19 protein-coding genes are annotated in these 16,839 nt (G+C 54.7%); 12 read left to right on the top strand and 7 right to left on the bottom strand.

The annotated features are described in order from the left end of the window. Nucleotides 1–193 precede the first annotated feature (193 nt). From K0B01_01650 to K0B01_01595, 12 genes are all read left to right on the top strand, one after another. Nucleotides 194–2,746, top strand: a complete 2,553-nt coding sequence (locus K0B01_01650; GenBank protein MBW6484841.1) for a TIGR03960 family B12-binding radical SAM protein — start codon at nucleotides 194–196, stop codon at nucleotides 2,744–2,746. A 100-nt stretch (nucleotides 2,747–2,846) separates the two neighbouring features. Continuing rightward, nucleotides 2,847–3,158 carry a 50S ribosomal protein L21 gene (gene rplU, locus K0B01_01645; protein MBW6484840.1) on the top strand — a complete coding sequence of 104 codons (312 nt, stop codon included), beginning with the start codon at nucleotides 2,847–2,849 and terminating at the stop codon, nucleotides 3,156–3,158. Nucleotides 3,159–3,170: 12 nt separating this feature from the next. Beyond that, a complete protein-coding gene (gene rpmA, locus K0B01_01640; GenBank protein MBW6484839.1) occupies nucleotides 3,171–3,428 on the top strand; it encodes a 50S ribosomal protein L27 in 258 nt (85 codons plus the stop codon). A gap of 439 nt (nucleotides 3,429–3,867) precedes the next feature. Further along, nucleotides 3,868–4,905 carry a GTPase ObgE gene (gene obgE / locus K0B01_01635; GenBank protein MBW6484838.1) on the top strand — a complete coding sequence of 346 codons (1,038 nt, stop codon included), beginning with the start codon at nucleotides 3,868–3,870 and terminating at the stop codon, nucleotides 4,903–4,905. Between the two features lie 70 nt (nucleotides 4,906–4,975). Next, complete coding sequence (proB, locus tag K0B01_01630) at nucleotides 4,976–6,124, top strand: glutamate 5-kinase (GenBank protein ID MBW6484837.1); 1,149 nt, start codon at nucleotides 4,976–4,978, stop codon at nucleotides 6,122–6,124. Nucleotides 6,125–6,198: 74 nt separating this feature from the next. After that, complete coding sequence (locus tag K0B01_01625; protein MBW6484836.1) at nucleotides 6,199–7,734, top strand: hydroxylamine oxidase; 1,536 nt, start codon at nucleotides 6,199–6,201, stop codon at nucleotides 7,732–7,734. Between the two features lie 29 nt (nucleotides 7,735–7,763). Then, entirely contained in the window at nucleotides 7,764–8,987 is a 1,224-nt protein-coding gene (locus K0B01_01620) for an FprA family A-type flavoprotein (GenBank protein ID MBW6484835.1), read from the top strand. A gap of 59 nt (nucleotides 8,988–9,046) precedes the next feature. After that, the gene (locus K0B01_01615) at nucleotides 9,047–9,751 is read left to right on the top strand and encodes a Crp/Fnr family transcriptional regulator (GenBank protein ID MBW6484834.1); all 705 of its coding nucleotides are present in this window, start codon (nucleotides 9,047–9,049) and stop codon (nucleotides 9,749–9,751) included. Between the two features lie 38 nt (nucleotides 9,752–9,789). Then, nucleotides 9,790–9,954: a hypothetical protein gene (locus K0B01_01610; GenBank protein MBW6484833.1), complete on the top strand. Its 165-nt coding sequence runs from the start codon at nucleotides 9,790–9,792 to the stop codon at nucleotides 9,952–9,954. A gap of 5 nt (nucleotides 9,955–9,959) precedes the next feature. Further along, entirely contained in the window at nucleotides 9,960–10,739 is a 780-nt protein-coding gene (locus tag K0B01_01605; GenBank protein MBW6484832.1) for an AAA family ATPase, read from the top strand. Between the two features lie 27 nt (nucleotides 10,740–10,766). Further along, nucleotides 10,767–11,000 carry a CooT family nickel-binding protein gene (locus tag K0B01_01600; GenBank protein MBW6484831.1) on the top strand — a complete coding sequence of 78 codons (234 nt, stop codon included), beginning with the start codon at nucleotides 10,767–10,769 and terminating at the stop codon, nucleotides 10,998–11,000. 65 nt (nucleotides 11,001–11,065) lie between these two features. Continuing rightward, nucleotides 11,066–11,239, top strand: coding sequence for a DUF3842 family protein (locus K0B01_01595; protein ID MBW6484830.1), 174 nt, complete (start codon nucleotides 11,066–11,068; stop codon nucleotides 11,237–11,239). Nucleotides 11,240–11,268: 29 nt separating this feature from the next. On the opposite strand, the gene K0B01_01590 is transcribed toward K0B01_01595, so the two are convergent. From K0B01_01590 to K0B01_01560, 7 genes are all read right to left on the bottom strand, one after another. Next, nucleotides 11,269–12,243 carry a hydroxyacid dehydrogenase gene (locus tag K0B01_01590; protein ID MBW6484829.1) on the bottom strand — a complete coding sequence of 325 codons (975 nt, stop codon included), beginning with the start codon at nucleotides 12,241–12,243 and terminating at the stop codon, nucleotides 11,269–11,271. A 36-nt stretch (nucleotides 12,244–12,279) separates the two neighbouring features. Next, the gene (locus tag K0B01_01585) at nucleotides 12,280–13,368 is read right to left on the bottom strand and encodes an ABC transporter ATP-binding protein (GenBank protein MBW6484828.1); all 1,089 of its coding nucleotides are present in this window, start codon (nucleotides 13,366–13,368) and stop codon (nucleotides 12,280–12,282) included. Beyond that, a complete protein-coding gene (locus tag K0B01_01580; protein MBW6484827.1) occupies nucleotides 13,361–14,137 on the bottom strand; it encodes an ABC transporter permease in 777 nt (258 codons plus the stop codon). The genes K0B01_01585 and K0B01_01580 overlap by 8 nt, the downstream gene beginning before the upstream one ends. Further along, entirely contained in the window at nucleotides 14,134–14,991 is an 858-nt protein-coding gene (locus K0B01_01575) for an extracellular solute-binding protein (protein MBW6484826.1), read from the bottom strand. The genes K0B01_01580 and K0B01_01575 overlap by 4 nt, the downstream gene beginning before the upstream one ends. A 122-nt stretch (nucleotides 14,992–15,113) precedes the next feature. Further along, nucleotides 15,114–15,464: a LysR family transcriptional regulator gene (locus K0B01_01570; GenBank protein MBW6484825.1), complete on the bottom strand. Its 351-nt coding sequence runs from the start codon at nucleotides 15,462–15,464 to the stop codon at nucleotides 15,114–15,116. Further along, nucleotides 15,461–15,964 (bottom strand): molybdopterin-guanine dinucleotide biosynthesis protein B, encoded by a 504-nt coding sequence (gene mobB / locus K0B01_01565; protein MBW6484824.1) that lies wholly within the window; start codon nucleotides 15,962–15,964, stop codon nucleotides 15,461–15,463. Before mobB ends, K0B01_01570 begins: the two co-directional genes overlap by 4 nt. 597 nt (nucleotides 15,965–16,561) lie before the next feature. Then, the gene (locus K0B01_01560; GenBank protein ID MBW6484823.1) at nucleotides 16,562–16,837 is read right to left on the bottom strand and encodes a tyrosine-type recombinase/integrase; all 276 of its coding nucleotides are present in this window, start codon (nucleotides 16,835–16,837) and stop codon (nucleotides 16,562–16,564) included. Between the last annotated feature and the right edge of the window lie 2 nt (nucleotides 16,838–16,839).

Here is a 16,839-nt window from a genome sequence, read left to right as displayed (position 1 = left end):
TGGAACCAAACCGGAAGAATGGTCGCCCACTCCCGCAAAAAAGCTCTTTTGGAACACTAAACGACACCGTAAAGACTGTCAATAAAAAACATAAAAAATAAACCTGATTGCAGTCCTGTTGCTAAAATGTTACTGAACGCAGCCAAAATAACGAACCGCTTTTATGCAGACTTTCTGCAAGAAAAGGAAGTAAATGACCAATTTTCCAGCAATTAATCTTGACGACCTCCTTCTTTCCGTCGAAAAACCGAGCCGCTACAAGGGAGGCGAATTGAACGCCGTCCGCAAGGATCCGGCAGGACGTCTCAGTTTCGCCCTTGCCTTCCCGGACGTTTACGAAATCGGGATGTCGCATCTCGGGCTCCAAATACTGTACGGGATTCTCAACCGGATGCCGGATGTCCTCTGCGAACGCTGTTACGCCCCCTGGCCGGACATGGAGGAAAAACTCCGCCAGAACGGACTTCCCCTCTGCTCGCTGGAATCACGCCGCCCGCTTTTTGCCTTCGACATCGTCGGCTTTTCCCTCCAGTACGAGCTCTCCTATACGAATATCCTGATGATGCTCGATCTGGGAGGGATCCCCCTGAAGCGGGGAGAACGGGGAGACACGCACCCGCTGATAGTCGCCGGCGGCCCCGCGGCGTTCAACCCTGCCCCGCTTACCGATTTTATCGACCTTTTTGTCATCGGCGAGGGAGAGGAGGTCATCTCGGAAATAGCGCTTGCGGTACGGGAGGTGCGAAGTCGCGGCGGAAAAAGGGAGGAACAACTGGCGGCTCTGGCCGCCATCCCGGGAATCTACGTTCCATCCGTCCATCAGGAAAACGAACGGATAAAAAAGCGGATAATCGCCGATCCCGGCAGATGGCGCGAACCGCTTGCCCCCATCGTGCCGCTGATGAAGACTATTCACGACCGGATAAGCCTGGAGATCGCCCGGGGCTGTACCCGGGGCTGCCGCTTTTGCCAGGCGGGAATGGTATGGCGTCCGGTTCGGGAAAGAACGCCCTTCGTACTCGAGGAAATGGCCGAAGGGATGCTGAAAGCGACCGGTCATAACGAAATATCACTGCTCTCGCTCAGTTCCGGAGACTATTCCCACATCGAATCGCTGCTGGCGACACTGATGGACCGTTATTATCCCCAGCGCATCGCGATGGCCCTGCCCTCGCTGCGCGCTGAGACAATCACCCCCCGGCTAATCGAGGATATCAAGCGGGTCCGGAAAACCAGCTTTACCCTCGCCCCGGAAGCGGGCACCCAGCGGCTGCGGGATGCAATCAACAAGGGGAACACCGAGGAGGCGCTGCTGACAACGACAGAGCGGGTATTTGCGGCCGGCTGGCGGGGGGTGAAACTCTACTTCATGCTGGGCCTTCCCGGGGAACGTCAGGAGGATCTCGAAGGCATCATCGAGCTTGCCCACAAGGTGCTGCGGACGGCAAAAAACCGGGGACAGGTCACGGTGAGCCTCTCAAGCTTTGTCCCGAAACCGCACACCCCTTTCCAGTGGGAGCGCCAGATCGGGATCGAGGAAATAAACGAAAGGCAGGATTTCTTCAAACAGCGTCTCAAAAACCGCAGTATCAGCGTCAAATGGCACGATGCCCGGATGAGCCAGCTCGAAGGCATTTTTTCCCGCGCGGGAGCGGAAACCGGGGCGCTGATCGAACAGGCGTACCGGCTTGGCTGCCGGTTCGACGGCTGGGGTGACAAGCTCCGTTTTGATTTGTGGGAGGAGGCCCTGCGCCGGACAGGAATCGACGCCGCTTCTTATCTGCGGGAACGGTCCACTGACGAAAAACTGCCCTGGGGAATTATCGACTGCGGCGTAAGCCGTGAATTCCTCCTTGCCGAAGCCGCAAAAGCCAAGACAGAAACGGCAACGCCGGACTGCCGCACCGGCCCGTGCAGCAACTGCGGCGTCTGCGACCATAAAACCATCCGGGTCGTTACCGCCCCCAAGGACGCTCCGGCCGGTCAGTTTATTTCCACCTTCGCAAAAGCGCCGCTTTCTGCCGGGCGGGAGCGAAGTTTTCGCCTGCGCTTTACGAAACTTGCCGCGGCGCGGTTTCTTTCCCACCTGGAACTTTCGTCTGCGCTCAGCCGGGCGATGATGATGGGCGGCATCTTTTTCGCCTATTCCCAGGGCTTTCACCCCCATCCGCTGATCTCGTTTTCCGCGGCCACGTCGGTCGGCATGGAAAGCCATTGCGAGCTGGCCGACATCCGCATCCATGATCCCGCAATCGCCCTTCCCGAGCTCCCGAACCTGATCAACGGCGGCCTTCCGGAGGGTGTAAGGGTGACGGCAATCCGGGAACTGTTTCCCAACGACTATTCCCTTGCCAAACTGACAACGGGGTTTAATTATACGATTGTTTTACCGGATAAAATGGAGGAAGGCAACCTGGAGCGAATTGAGGAAGCAATGCAGCGCTTTCTGGCGGAGCGGCATTTTCTGGTCAACCGGGGAAACGCTCCCAAGGCCGGCGCCCCTTCCCCTAAAGAAAACATCAAAGATATTCGCCAGTTCGTGGCGGCAATGACGCTCGATAAAGCCGCAGGGGTTATTCACCTTGCTGCGAACGCCGGCGCAATGGGCACAATCCGTCCCACGGAACTTCTGACCGCGCTTTTCGGATTCACCGACGAGGAATCCCACCGGTTTCGCATTGTCAAAACTGCCGTGCGCGCAGCCGCTTTCGCCGGAGCTGACGATCGGAAAATTTTTCTGGGGTGATAAATTTATTGCCCACGCAGCAAGCTGATAAATTGTCTTGACAAAAGTGCCTTCCTTTCGGTATCATCCACGTTCAAATTTTTTTAGAGGGATATGAGCCATGTATGCAGTGATAAAAACAGGCGGCAAGCAGCAAAGGGTCTCTGAAGGAGACGTGGTGGCCATTGAGAAGATAAATGGCGCAAAAGGGGATACGGTCGTTTTTGACCAGGTTCTCATGGTCGGCAAGGACGATGATATCCGGATCGGCAGGCCCGTTGTTGAGGGCGCCAGGGTGACCGGCGAAATAGTCTGTCAGACAAAGGGTGACAAGATAGTCGTCTTCAAGATGAAAAAAAGGAAGGGCTATCACAAAAAAACTGGTCACCGTCAGGAACTGACCAGCATGAAAATCAAGGAAATATCCATTTAGGGGGAAGACGCTATGGCACATAAAAAAGGACAGGGAAGCTCCCGGAATGGAAGAGACAGCAATTCCCAGCGGCGGGGCGTAAAGAGGTTCGGCGGTGAAAAGATAACGGCCGGAACCATTATCGTGCGGCAATTGGGCACTGTCTTCCATCAGGGGAAAAATGTGGGGCTGGGCAAGGACTACACCATTTACTCCCTGATCGACGGCTTCGTAAAATTCGAGCGGCTTGATAAAAAGAGACAGAAAATAAGCGTTTACGCTGATGCGTAATGCGGTTGACTGCTCTGCGGACACCAGCGGCGCCATTGGCCTCTTTCCCTCAAATACCGGGGGTTGGACATCCAGGCGGATTTTGTCAGCCAATGTTATCCCATGAATAATTTTTCCGATAGCGGCAGGTGGAGAGCTTGGGCGACCTCCTGCCGCTCTTTTTTTTCCGCCAGTTTGCGCAGCCGGTTAGGGAGGCGCAATGCCAATTCTCTTTTCGCCGCTCCATTCCTGCCCCCTTTAGATAAGCCTCACAAAAACAGCGCGGCTTATGCTTGTCCTCTCCAAAATTGAGCGCTGGATGCAGAATGTTTTCCAGTATCACGAAAAATTTATTTAGATCAGTTGCTTAAGATCATGCTTTCAGGGGAAAATGCCCGTTCCAATATCCCTCGTCAGTGCGGGACGGCATCTTTTTAGTTTATATGAGGTGCATTTTAAGATGAAATTTATTGATGAAGCGAAAATTTATGTCAAGGCCGGCGACGGAGGGCGAGGCTGCGTCAGTTTCCGCCGGGAAAAGTATGTTCCCCACGGCGGACCGGACGGCGGCGACGGAGGACATGGTGGAGATGTAAGCATCCGGGCCTCCCTGAGCAGACGTACACTGCTTGATCTCAAGTTTCGCCAGCACTACGTTGCAAAACATGGAGGACACGGCGAGGGAAGCAAGCGAACGGGCAGGGACTCGGAGAACGTGGAGATACTTGTTCCGGTGGGGACGGTAATCCGGGAAGCGGAGACCGGCGAGCTGCTTGCCGACCTGACTGTTGACGGCGCCGTCTGCATAGTCGCCAAAGGGGGCATGGGAGGTCGGGGAAACGCGAGATTTGCCACCGCCACCCGGCAGACGCCGCGCTTCGCCCAACCGGGGATAGAGGGGGAGGAGCGCTGGATCACCCTGGAGCTGAAGCTTCTTGCCGACGTCGGGATTGTCGGACTTCCCAATGTCGGAAAATCCACACTTATTTCAAGAATATCCGCGGCCCGGCCCAAAATCGCCGACTACCCTTTTACAACGCTGATTCCCAATCTGGGCGTTGTCCAGTTCGGAGAACATGAATCGTTCGTGGTCGCCGACATTCCGGGACTGATAGAGGGCGCCCATACGGGGCAGGGCATGGGCATAAGGTTTCTGCGTCATGTCGAGCGCACCTCGGTTTTGTTGCATATAATCGACATATCGCCCGAAGAGAGCCGCGGCGCCTGGCATGATTATGAACTGATCAACCGGGAACTCGAATTTTTCAGCCCGGAGATGCTCGCAAAACCCCAGATCGTTGCCATCGGCAAGCTCGATCTTCCCATAACCGAGGAGCGCTTAAAAAAGGAAATTGACATCTTCGCCGAAAAAGGCATAAAGTTATTCCTCTTTTCGGCGGTAACGGGAAAAGGCGTTCCGGAGTTAATCCGCGAGATGGTCTTGCTGATTTCACGGGAAGAAAAAACAGGCGAATCACAGGACATCGTTGATCAATAGCGCCTTTGTTTCCATTTTGTTCGGGATGGACAGGCTAAGAGGAGAAAGTCCCTTTGAGGAGCGGTAAATTATGACACGCAAAGAACAGCTTGGCAATGTCAAAAGAATTATCGTCAAGGTCGGCAGCGCCGTCCTGACAGGCGAGGACGGCATTGACCTTGAAGTAATCGAACAACTGGTTTCCGACATCGCTGCCCTGCGCGAGCAGGGATTTCAGGTAATTTTTGTCAGTTCCGGGGCCATTGCCTCCGGCAAACACCGGCTGGGAATCGAAGGAAAACTGAAAAGCCTGCCGCAGAAGCAGGCGGCGGCGGCGGTAGGACAGGGAAGACTGATGCGGGTATATTCCAACGCTTTCGGCAAACACGGGCTCTTTGTCGGCCAGGTGCTGCTGACGATGAGCGATATCACCGACCGCAAGCGGTTTCTCAATATTCGCAACACCCTGTTTCAATTGCTGGACTGGGGGGTAATCCCGGTCATCAACGAGAATGACACAGTCGCCGTCGAAGAGATAAAGTTCGGAGACAACGACAATCTGGCCGCGATGTGCGCCAATATCGTCGAGGCGCATCTTGTCGTCAATCTGACAAGTACAAACGGCCTCTACGATCAGAATCCGAGCCACTCCCAAAAAGCAAAGCTGATCACCCTGGTGACCGAAATAACCGAGGAAATAGAAAATGCCGCGAGCGATGAAGGCACCAGTGCGGGGATTGGCGGCATGAAAAGCAAGGTTCTGGCCGCGAAAAAGGTTATTGCCATCGGCACCCCTTACATTATCGCCCCCGGCAAGCGGAAGGGAGTCCTTCAGGAAATCATGGATGGCAAGGAGGTGGGCACCCTCTTCCTTCCTTCCGCGGATCATCTGAACAGCCGAAAATACTGGATTGCCTTCACACTGCGTTCCCGCGGACGTCTGCTTGTGGACGACGGGGCCAAGGCAGCGATAGTGCGGGATGGAAAAAGCCTTTTGCCCTCAGGAATAAACCAGGTAGAAGGGGAGTTCGCTTTGGGAGATCCTGTCAGTTGCGTTGATTTGACGGGAAACACAATCGCCAAGGGGCTTGTCAACTACGGTTCCGAAGACATGCGGAAAATCATCGGCTTGAAGAGCTCGCAAATTGAGTCGGCCCTTGGCTACAAGGACTACGACGAGGCGATCCACCGCGACAACCTTGCCGTAACCATCCATCAGAACGGCAAGACAAGGGGTTGATATGCCCCTGCAAGACTCCTTCACGCCTGAGCAATTGGAAAGCGGAACCAACATAAAATATTCAGGAGGCCGTTATGAAGAAGAGGCACACCGTTATTTTCTGGATTCTGTTAATGTCGGTTTCAATATTGGTATTTTCCGCACAATCAGGGGCCGCTGCGCTCAGCGAAGCAACAAAAACCTGCCTTGGCTGTCACGAGAACGTAACTCCAGGCATTGTGTCAGACTGGCAAAAAAGCCATCATGCAACCGTAACCCCGGCAGAGGCAATAAAAAAACCGCTTCTGGAACGGCGGGTCTCATTTAAAGACCAGCCCCGGGGGCTGGAAACTATTTTTGTCGGTTGCGCGGAATGCCACGCCCTGAATCCGGATGCCCACAAAGACACGTTCAACCATAACGGCTTCAAGGTGCATATTGTGGTCACTCCCGGGGATTGCGCAACCTGTCACCCTCAGGAAACGGACGAGTACTCCCGGAACATCATGTCCGAGGCGCATGGCAACCTCTTGAAAAACCCCGTTTATAAAAGCCTGATGGATGCCGCCAACAGCCTGCAGAAATTTGATGGCGCCCACGCCCGGCTCACCTCTGTTGACAAGCTTACCGAGGAGGATTCCTGCATCTACTGTCACGGTACGAAGGTTGAGGTCACGGGCAGCAGGAGCCGCGAGACAGCCATGGGCGAGATGGAATTCCCGGTTCTTTCCGGCTGGCCGAGTGGCGGTGTCGGGCGGATAAATCCGGATGGCACCAAAGGGGCCTGCTCCGCTTGTCACACCCGCCACGCCTTTTCGATCGAGATGGCCCGCAAACCGGCGACCTGCTCGGCGTGCCACAAGGGCCCTGACGTCCCGGCTTACAAGGTTTATCAGGCAAGCAAGCACGGGAATCTCTACGAATCAACCGGCGACAAGTGGAACTTCGGGGCTGTGCCCTGGACTCTCGGCAAGGATTTCACCGCACCGACCTGCGCGACCTGCCACGCAAGCCTCCTTGTAAACGAAGCGGGTGATGTTGTCGCCAAAAGGAGCCACCAGATGAACGACCGAAGCCCCTGGCGTCTGTTCGGTCTGATATACGCCCACCCGCATCCCCTGTCCCCCGATACCACAATCATCAGGAACAAGGCGGGGCTCCCCCTGCCGACAGAACTAACGGGAGAAGCGGCGGCCGTTTATCTGATCGATAAAAAAGAGCAGGAAAAGCGGCGCGCCTCCCTGCAGACAATCTGCCTTCAGTGCCATGCAACTTCCTGGGTGGACGGTCATTTTGCCCGTCTGGAAAAATCCATCGAGACCACCAACCAGATGACCAGAACCGCCACGGACATCATTCTTTCCGCCTGGGAAAAAGGCCTTGCCCAAGGGCTTGCAAAGAATGACAGCATTTTCAACGAGGCAATCGAGCGGATGTGGGTCGAACAGTGGCTTTTCTACGCAAACTCTACACGTTTTGCCTCGGCTATGGGGGGAGCTGATTACGGTGTTTTTGCCAATGGCCGTTGGTATATGTCAAAAAATATTCAACAGATGTCTGACTGGCTGCATTTTCTTGAAGCAACGCATGCAGCCGGGAAAAATGGAAAGATAAAAAAAGATAAGAAATAGTTCCCATTTAGATAGCGGAGGAAAAGGTTATGAAAGGCGAAAAAATTACGGACGGCATATATCGGTTGGGGGTCAACTTATCCGGAGATTTGCTTTTTGAGGGGATGTGGCCGATCCCGGACGGAATCTCGATCAATTCCTACGTTGTCCGCGGGAAGACAACCGCGCTGATCGATCTGGTGGAGGATATCGGCGAAAAACCCGCCGAGTACGAACAGGCCCTGGCCTCTTTATCTCTGAAACCGACAGACATAGACTGCCTGATTATAAATCACATGGAGCCGGATCACACTAGCTGGCTGCCGGAATTTTACCGGAGAAATCCCGATCTGGAATTTTACATTACCGCCAAGGGGGCAGCCGTACTGAAGGCATTCTGTGGAATAGAAAAAAATGTTCATATAGTGAAAACGGGCGATACGCTTGATCTTGGCGCCGGGAAAATGCTGACATTTTACGAGGCGCCGAACCTGCACTGGCCGGAAACAATGGTGACCTTCGAGAGCAGTTCGGGAGTCCTCTTCTCCTGCGACGCCTTTGGTTCTTACGGCGCCATAACCGACACGATTTTCGATGACCAGCTCTCCTCCGATCAGTACGATTTCTTCATGCAGGAGGCCCTGCGCTACTACGCAAACATCGTGGCCGCTTTCTCCTCCTTTGTTGAAAAGGCGATCAGCCTGCTCAAAAATCTCGACATCAAAATCATCGCGCCCTCCCACGGCATTGTCTGGCGGGAAAATCCCGGGGCGATCATCGCTGCCTATTCACTCCTGGCGCGCTATATGAACGGTCCGGCGGAGCCGGAGATAACGGTCATCTGGTCGAGCATGTACGGAAACACCGAAAAGGTCGTCGCCGCAATGATCCAGGGCGCCCGGAGCGAGGGAATTCCCGTTCACGTTTACCGAACGCCGAAGGATGACATCGGCTTTATTCTGGCCTCGGCGTGGAAGTCGGCAGGGCTGATAATCGGGATGCCTACCTACGAATACCGGATGTTTCCCCCGATGGCCTGGGTGCTCGATATGTTTGCCCGCAAGAAGGTGATGAATAAAAAGGTGCTGCGCTTTGGTTCCTTCGGCTGGTCGGGCGGCGCTCAGCGCGAGCTGGAGACGCTGACGGAGAAACTCAAATGGGATTTCATGAGTCCGGTAGAATGGCAGGGCGCTCCGACCGAAGATGTTTTCACCCTTGCAGCAGCCAGAAGCCGGGAACTGGCGGCAAAAATAAAAGCCGAATTCGGTAAATAGCAGGGGCACGGCATGCCGTGTCGCTACCTAAAATCAGAGACATACAAGAGATCATCTTGATGAAAGAAGCCGATTTGGAAACATTAAGCTCCGCATTAAGCGGATCAGATTTCTTGCTCGGCATACCGACGGAACAGGGAGAGGAGATTGTCAGGCAAGGCCGCCTGCATGACCTGCAAACAGGGGCTGTTCTTTTTCGTCAGGGCGATCCGGCAACCCGTTCTTTCCTCGTTGTCGCGGGGCGTCTGAAACTCGGCAAGCTCCATGAACTAGGCAAAGAGGTTTTGATACGCTACATCGGCCCGGGAGAATTTGCGGCGATGGTAGCGGTATTGCAGGGGCGGGAGTACCCTGTATCCGCCGAGGCGATCGGCGTAACGCAGGTTGTCGAATGGGACAAACAGACGATGCTGAAGCTGATGGCCTCATATCCGCAGCTGTCACTGAACATGATTCGCAACTCCCTGGATCGTCTCGAAGAACTCCAGAATCGCTACCTGGAGCTCTTCGCTGAACAGGTAGAGCAGCGCATCGCGCGTTCCCTGCTCAGGCTTATGAAACAGTCCGGCAGGAGAATAGGCGACGAAATACTGATCGATTTTCCGATAAGCCGTCAGGAACTGGCCGATTACACCGGAACCACCCTTTCTACCGTCAGCCGAACAATGAGCGCGTGGGAAAAGAAAGGCTGGGTCAAATCCAAAAGGGAGCAGATCATCATCGCCAATCCCCATGCCTTGGTGTTGTTCTCGGAGAAATTTTAATTTGCTCCAGTGCTGACGCATATTTATGAGGATCATAATTGAACGCCGAAAAGGTAAGAGAGATAGAGGAACGGATTGCCGAGCTGAAGGCGCGGTGGCCGGCACATTCGGTCAAGCCTTCGATGTGGCAGGAACTTGAAGACCTGGAAGAAGAATTAAAAAAGGCCATGAACGAACAGCAGCATTTTTCGAAGGAGAAATAAAAGGCATGAAGATATCGGTATGCGCCAAAGGCGGCAGCGGTAAAAGCACGATTGTGACGCTATTGGCGAATGAAGCAAGCAACAGGGGCCGCCGCGTGCTGGTAGTGGATTCCGACGAATCTAATTCGGGACTCTACAGAATGCTGGGGTTTGAGCGGCCGCCCTTGCCGCTTATGGAGCTGTTCGGCGGGAAAGCCGGCTTGAAGCAGAATATGAAAAAGCTCGAAATATTTGCCGAGGCCAAAATCCCGGTTGACGAAATTCCCGCCGGGCATTTGCTGCAGCAGGACCGGATAATGCTGGTCAGCATCGGAAAAATCATGCAGTCGCTGGAAGGCTGCGCCTGCCCGATGGGGGTCTTAAGCCGGGAATTCCTGAAGAAGATCTCCGTCAAAGACGGCGAGCTGGTGATCGTCGATATGGAAGCCGGGGTCGAGCATTTCGGCCGCGGGGTGGAAACGAGCATAGACAATGTGCTGATCGTTGTCGAACCGCCTCTGGAATCAATGGAGATGGCAACAAAGATTCATGGCATGTCCCAGGTAAGCGGCATAAAAAATACCTGGGCGGTGCTGAATAAAATCCCCAATGAAGAAATCAGGCAAAGGCTCGAAGCAGAACTCGCCCAAAGGGGCATCAAGGTTATCGGCTGCGTGTATCTTGATCAGGAGATTTTCATGGCCAGCGTGGATGGTCGTGTTCCGAAACAGGGAGCGGCAGCCAATGAAATCAAAGAGATAATGGACTTCATCCTCGCAAAGACCGAGGGAAAATATTCCAGCTAATGATTTTTGAAAAGGAGGTACTTTAAAATGTGTTTGGCGTCGGCCTACTTTAATAACGAAAATGGTCCACTTATCATGAAGGATATCGCGCACTTCAGAGTGGATGGCGACAATCTGGAGATAGAGACGCTTTTCGGGGAACGCAAGGCAGTGCAGGGGAAAATCATCGAGGTTGATTTCTTTGCTTCAAAAATATTTCTCGAACAGAACCAGGCGACCGTAATTGAGGGCGACTCTCACCCGTCCCAGCTTGAAAAATAGCCCTGATTTCGAATATCCCAAGCTTTCTTGAAATTGAAAAAGGAGAGAGACGCTTGTCGAAATCCATCCATGTGATCGACGGTCAGGGGGGAGGAAACGGGGCCACCCTGATCAAGTATTTGCGGGAAACATATAGAGACTCGGTCGAACTGATCGCCCTCGGGACTAACGCAATCGCCACGGCTCAGATGATCAAGGCAGGCGCTGATAGAACATACAAAGGTGTTCGCGGCAGTTGAAACGCCAGACGAGCTATAGGAAATGGTCGCTATATTACCGGATACTGCGGCTGCCGGCCCTCCAGCACATCCACGACCCCTTGGGCTACCATCGTCGCCATATTGTACAGGCTCTCTTCGGTCATCGCACAGAAATGCGGCGTAACGATTACGTTTTTCATGTGCAGCAGCGGATTTCCCGGCCGCGGCGGCTCCGGGTCATAGACATCGAGGGCCGCGCCGGCGAGCTGCTTGCTTTGGAGCGCGTCAATCAGCGCGGCCTCATCTACCACGGTGCCGCGCGCCGTGTTGATCAGGTAGGCATCCTTCTTCATCAGGGCCAGCATGCCCGCATCGAGCAGATGGCGCGTTTTCGCGCCTCCTGAACAATGAATGTTGACAAAATCGCACTGGGGAAGCATCTCCTTGAGACAAGACATTTTCTGCACTCCATAGCCGGAGAGCGTCTCCTCATCCACATAGGGATCATAGCCCAAAACGCGCATGTTGAAGGCCGCTTTCATTCTCTTCGCCACAGAGGAACCGATTCTGCCGACCCCGACCACGCCCAGCGTTTTTCCCCATAGATCGGCATTGATCAACCCTTTTTGACGAGTCAGGATCGGCATGGTTGCTGTGTCGCTGAGCAATTGTTCGGATTGCATCACGGCATGCGCTTCAACGATTTTTCGCCCGAGACAGATGATAAAGCCGATGGCAATCTCCACCACGCTTTCCGTATTGGCAGCCGGGGTGTAAACGACCGTTATCCCCAAATCAGCGGCCGCGGCGATATCAACGGTGTCATAGCCCACGCCATGCCGCCCGATCACAGCAAGCTGCGGCGCCGCTTCCATGATCTGCCGGGTAATTTTCGTATTCCTGACCACGAGGGCGTTGCAATCGCCGATTGCGCTCAGAATGCCTTCCAGATTTTGCGGCTGCGGATAGACCAGTTTAGCCTTTTTTGCCAGCATCGCCTCCCCTGCCGGGTGAATCCGCTCTACCAACATAATTTTGTTCATAAAAATTCCTCAGTTTGCACTTTTTAATCCCCTCAATCACAGTAAAAACAGGGTTTCGCCCTTGAAAAAAATCGAAATGCCGTCCCCGACGTGCAACTGCAATTTTTTCAATACATAATCGGGGACTTCAATCTCCACAACGGTTGCGCTTCCCGCAGGCAGGAAAAGCAGGGTATGGGAGGCGCCCTTGAGCAGGATGCCGGTCAGGATTCCGGCAAGCAGGTTCTCCTGAGAATGACTCGGGCGATCGGCTCTCAGCACCATGACATTTTCCGGTCTGATCCCCAATGTGCAAGGGGCGCCTATTGCGGGAGGGCGTAAGCGGGCGGCGCTCATCGGGATGGTCAGTTCCACTCTCAGCGAATCACAGACGACATGCAGCGCCGATGCGGTCAGCGCTTTCACCCGACAGACAAAGATGTTGCCAATGCCGAAGAACCGGGCCACCTCTATATCCGCCGGTTTTTCGTAAACATCCCTCGCCGTCCCGGTCTGGCGGATGGCGCCGTCGATCATGACCGTGACCCGCTCGCCGAGGAAAAAAGCCTCCTCCATATCGTGGGTCACCATCAGCACGGTAAGCGAAAAGCGTTTCTGCAGCTCCTTGAGCAGATACCAGAGCTCCCGCCGCAGCCCCTGGTGCAACGCCGAGAACGGTTCGTCCAGGAGCAGATGATTGTTGCCGGCGGCGATCGCCCTGACTAAGGCAACCCGCTGCCGCTCGCCGCCGCTCAGATTCTTGATCGACCGCTGCAGCAGCTCCTTGATGCCGACGGTCTCGATCAGCATCTCCACCATCCGGCCATGTTCCGGGTCTTGGACGCCCTTCATCCGCAGGCCATAGAGGATGTTGTCCTCCACCGTCAGATGGGGGAAAAGCGCCAGATCCTGGGGAACATAGGAGATTCCCCGCTTTTCCAAAGGCTGGTCGGTGATCTCCCTGCCAGAAAGCAGGATGCTTCCCCGCGAGGGTCTTTTCAACCCGAGGATTGACTCCAGCAGCAGCGTTTTGCCGCTGCCGGTGGCGCCGACAATGACATGACAGCTCCCCTGAGCTACCTTAAGCGAGATGCCGCCGAGGGAAAAATCCCCCGCTTGCACCGCAACATCCCTTAACTCAAGCATGCATCCCCTTTCGGCCGATCAGCCTGACCGCATACAGGGTGCCGACGCCGATGGCCGTCATGATGAGGATCAGCACGACGGTTCCGTCGATATCGGCGGTGGAAAGCTTCATGAAGATCGCCACCGGCAGAGTTTCGGTTTTCATCGCCATCGTCCCGGCCAGCGTAATGGTGGCGCCGAATTCCCCCAGGGCCTTCGCCCAGGAGAGGATGAACGCCGCAATCAGCCCCCGTTTGCACAAGGGCAGGGTAACATTGAAAAAGGCGGCGGCAGGAGAAGCGCCCAGGGTGCGCGCCACATCTTCGTAGCGCCTGGGGATCTCGTCCATCGCCGCCTTGGTCAGGCGGGTAGCGACGCCGAGCGTTGTTACGAACTGGGCAAGGATAATCCCGTTGCTATCGAAAACGAACTGCATCCCGCGGGTCTGTATCCAGTTTCCGAGCGGGTTGCTGAAGAAAATCAGGAGCATCGCGCCGAGGGCGGCGGGAGAGACGATCAGCGGCAGCTCCAGTATGGTGTCGATGGCATCCTTTCCCGGAAAGTCGCAGCGCGACAGTGCATAGGCTGACGGAACGGCAAGGGCGGTGGCAAGAAGCGCCGCCACGGTCGCCGAAAAGACGCTGAGGCGGATGGAAAAGAGCGTTCTTTCCGCAAGCAGGGTCTCCATAAACAGCCCGCCCCGGTAAAAATAAAACAGCGACAGCACCAGCACCGCAAAGAGCGCGAAAGTGCTGAACGCGAAAAGGATCGAAACCCGGCGCAGGCTCATTTGGGCCGCCATTCCGCCGGCAGCGCATATTCGCCGCCGACCGGCTTTTTGGCGCCGATCCAGACGCTCGCCTCTTCGGGAGACATGAAGTAATGGTACTTGCGATAGATCGCCTTTCCTTCTTCGGAAAGGAGAAAAGCGATAAACTGTCGGGCACGCGCCTGGTTTTTGCTGTAGGATGCCACGGCAACCGGGATATAGCCGATGCGTAATATTTCGCTTTTCTTCAGCGGGATGGTTTCAATCCGCGCCGGATCCCAGTGTTGAAAGACGCTCCAGCCGAGGACCGCATCCACCGCTTTCAGCGAGATAGCCGTGGCGGTTTTCTCGCAGCTTTCCGTGTAGTTTACCAGATTCTTTTTGAAGGCGGCCTTCTCGGCCGGGGAAAACTCCTTCTCGATGGTTTCCACAGCGTAGAGTCCGACGCAAACCCCTTCGGGATTGGCGATGGCCACACTGATCCCCGGTTTGATCAGGTCGCGGAGGTTATGAATTCCCTTGGGATTTCCCTTCTGCACGTTGATAGCCAGGACAAGGTAAGCCACCTTTTGCTCGGTTTCGGCAACAATCGCCCCTTTTTTTCTGGCAATCTCCATGAAATCCGATGAACCGGGAAAGTAGATGTCCCCCTTTTGGGCAAGCATCATCTGGGAAAGAACGAACCCCGAGCCGCCGAAAATAAGATCAACCCCGAGCCCGGTCTTTTTTTCAAAGGCAGCAGCCGCCTCCTCGGTCGGGGGCTGACTGGCGGCGCCGGCAAAAACCAGCAGGTCTTCACCGGCATTGGCGTTTGGACAAAAAACGGGCAGAGCCGATAAAAACAAAGCCGCCCACAGAACCAATCCATAACGCATGAATCATTTCTCCTTTCGCTGGTCCTTCCCTGGATTAGATAAGCTCCCTCCGCAAATCCGCGGGCAGGCTACGACCTGCAAGTCGCCTCTTTACCAGTTATAACAAAACCGCCTAACGGCGGTCATAAAAAAAGCTCCCGGAACTTGTAGTCGATCAGCTCATTCATTCCCCGTTGCAGCGCGGTGAATTTATCCAGCATCAGAACCGCCTCGGGGGTTAGGGAGGAGGCTCCTCCGCCAACCCCCCCTTTTTGCCGGATTACCAGGGAAAAACCGAGTCGCTTTTCCATGGCATCAATGTACGTCCATACCTTGCGGTAGGGAATTCCCATCTGCTTCGCCGCGGCATTGATCGAACTTCCTTTCTGAATCAGGCGCAGCAACTCTTCTCGCCCCCGGCCGAAAACCGGTTCGCCGTCGATCTCCAGCCAGATTTTGGAGCGCACCTGTAGTGGGGACGCGGGGTCTCTCATTTCAGAAATTTCTCCTCGATAAAGTCAACGACCGCTGCCGCATCGTTAAGATCGAGCACCGGTACATCGAGTGCAAGCGGTTCATCGCTTGCCACCGCCAAAAGCGTCGGATCGTTCTCCTCCCCCCGGCAGATCAGCGTGACGCTCCGCTCTTGACGATGCAGCTCGATTTTCGGCAGCGAACCATGTTTGAATCCCTCGGTCAAAACGATATCCACGTCGGTGCAGTAGGACTCGATAAGTTCCTCAAGCGCCGGGGATGAGGGGTGTTTTTTCACGAGCGCCAGTTTTTCGGGAGAAGAGATCAGCATGACGTCGGCGCCGGCAGCGGCCAGGCGATAGCTGTCCTTCCCCGGGTGATCGATGTCGAAACGGTGGGCGTCATGCTTGATAACGCCCACCCGGTAACCTCTCTGCTTCAACAGGGCGATGACCTTTTCCATCAGGGTCGTCTTGCCGGTGCCGGACTTTGCTACAAACGAAAGCGCCTTTACGGTCATGTGCAATCTTCCTTTCTGATTTTTTCGAGCTCTTCGGGTGCATTTACTTCGCAAAAGATTTTCCGCTGCTGTTGAAATCAGTTATTTCTTATCTGTTGCAGATCTCGCCATAATCAGTGGATAGCGGCCCTTATAACAAAAACGCACAACGGACGGCAACAAAAAGATTACTTGATAGACTCGCTGCTGCCCAGGTTGTTGAGGCTGATCCTGCTGCCTGGTTCCTTTATGCCGTTCCTTTTTGCTGACAATACCGCCCTCTCCTGCGAGGCCGTGAAAATCGGCGTTGCTGCGTCTGAAGCTTGCGTTACCCGTTTCAGGGTTAGCCCCCATAATTTATCAGCGTCAAATTGGAAGAGCGCTGAGTGGTTAACTTTTTCTTGACTTTTGCTTTTTCAAATATGATAGCAACAGTGGGCTGATTATCTTGATGGCATGAAACAGGGGGGAGTAAGCGGTGATGAGGCCGGTCGTCAATAGTGGGCACCATTCTTTTTTCATAGAAACATTGTTCAAAGGCTGCGGGAGACAGGTAAAGAGCGCAAACTGGAACCTGATGAGCTGTATTCTCCCAAGAAAAATCGACAATTTTCCGAATTAAAGGTTGTCGAGCGGGCTTCGCACCGCAAGCCCCGGCCGGTTGAGTACATGGGTGTAGATCATCGTGGTGGCGACATCGGCATGGCCAAGCAGTTCCTGTACAGTTCTGATGTCGGCCCCGCCTACCAGCAGATGGGTGGCGAATGAATGACGCAATGTGTGCGGTGTTACCCGCTGGGAAAGGCCTGCCGCCCTTGCCGCCTTGCGGATGGCGTTCTGAAAAGCTGCATCGTCGAGATGGTGCCTTCGCCGCAGGCCGCTGCGCGGGTCGATCG

It is taken from the genome of Syntrophobacterales bacterium (genome assembly GCA_019429105.1).
Classification (GTDB): Bacteria; Desulfobacterota; Syntrophia; order Syntrophales; family UBA5619; genus DYTH01.
This window is presented reverse-complemented; position numbering and strand designations above follow the sequence as displayed.

Excerpts from the sequence above, each read along its gene's own strand:
- K0B01_01650 (MBW6484841.1), top strand. The coding sequence starts at position 194 with ATGACCAATTTTCCAGCAATTAATCTTGACGACCTCCTTCTTTCCGTC.
- rplU (MBW6484840.1), top strand. The coding sequence starts at position 2,847 with ATGTATGCAGTGATAAAAACAGGCGGCAAGCAGCAAAGGGTCTCTGAA.
- rpmA (MBW6484839.1), top strand. The coding sequence starts at position 3,171 with ATGGCACATAAAAAAGGACAGGGAAGCTCCCGGAATGGAAGAGACAGC.
- obgE (MBW6484838.1), top strand. The coding sequence starts at position 3,868 with ATGAAATTTATTGATGAAGCGAAAATTTATGTCAAGGCCGGCGACGGA.
- proB (MBW6484837.1), top strand. The coding sequence starts at position 4,976 with ATGACACGCAAAGAACAGCTTGGCAATGTCAAAAGAATTATCGTCAAG.
- K0B01_01625 (MBW6484836.1), top strand. The coding sequence starts at position 6,199 with ATGAAGAAGAGGCACACCGTTATTTTCTGGATTCTGTTAATGTCGGTT.
- K0B01_01620 (MBW6484835.1), top strand. The coding sequence starts at position 7,764 with ATGAAAGGCGAAAAAATTACGGACGGCATATATCGGTTGGGGGTCAAC.
- K0B01_01615 (MBW6484834.1), top strand. The coding sequence starts at position 9,047 with ATGAAAGAAGCCGATTTGGAAACATTAAGCTCCGCATTAAGCGGATCA.
- K0B01_01605 (MBW6484832.1), top strand. The coding sequence starts at position 9,960 with ATGAAGATATCGGTATGCGCCAAAGGCGGCAGCGGTAAAAGCACGATT.
- K0B01_01600 (MBW6484831.1), top strand. The coding sequence starts at position 10,767 with ATGTGTTTGGCGTCGGCCTACTTTAATAACGAAAATGGTCCACTTATC.
- K0B01_01590 (MBW6484829.1), bottom strand. The coding sequence starts at position 12,243 with ATGAACAAAATTATGTTGGTAGAGCGGATTCACCCGGCAGGGGAGGCG.
- K0B01_01585 (MBW6484828.1), bottom strand. The coding sequence starts at position 13,368 with ATGCTTGAGTTAAGGGATGTTGCGGTGCAAGCGGGGGATTTTTCCCTC.
- K0B01_01580 (MBW6484827.1), bottom strand. The coding sequence starts at position 14,137 with ATGAGCCTGCGCCGGGTTTCGATCCTTTTCGCGTTCAGCACTTTCGCG.
- K0B01_01575 (MBW6484826.1), bottom strand. The coding sequence starts at position 14,991 with ATGCGTTATGGATTGGTTCTGTGGGCGGCTTTGTTTTTATCGGCTCTG.
- K0B01_01570 (MBW6484825.1), bottom strand. The coding sequence starts at position 15,464 with ATGAGAGACCCCGCGTCCCCACTACAGGTGCGCTCCAAAATCTGGCTG.
- mobB (MBW6484824.1), bottom strand. The coding sequence starts at position 15,964 with ATGACCGTAAAGGCGCTTTCGTTTGTAGCAAAGTCCGGCACCGGCAAG.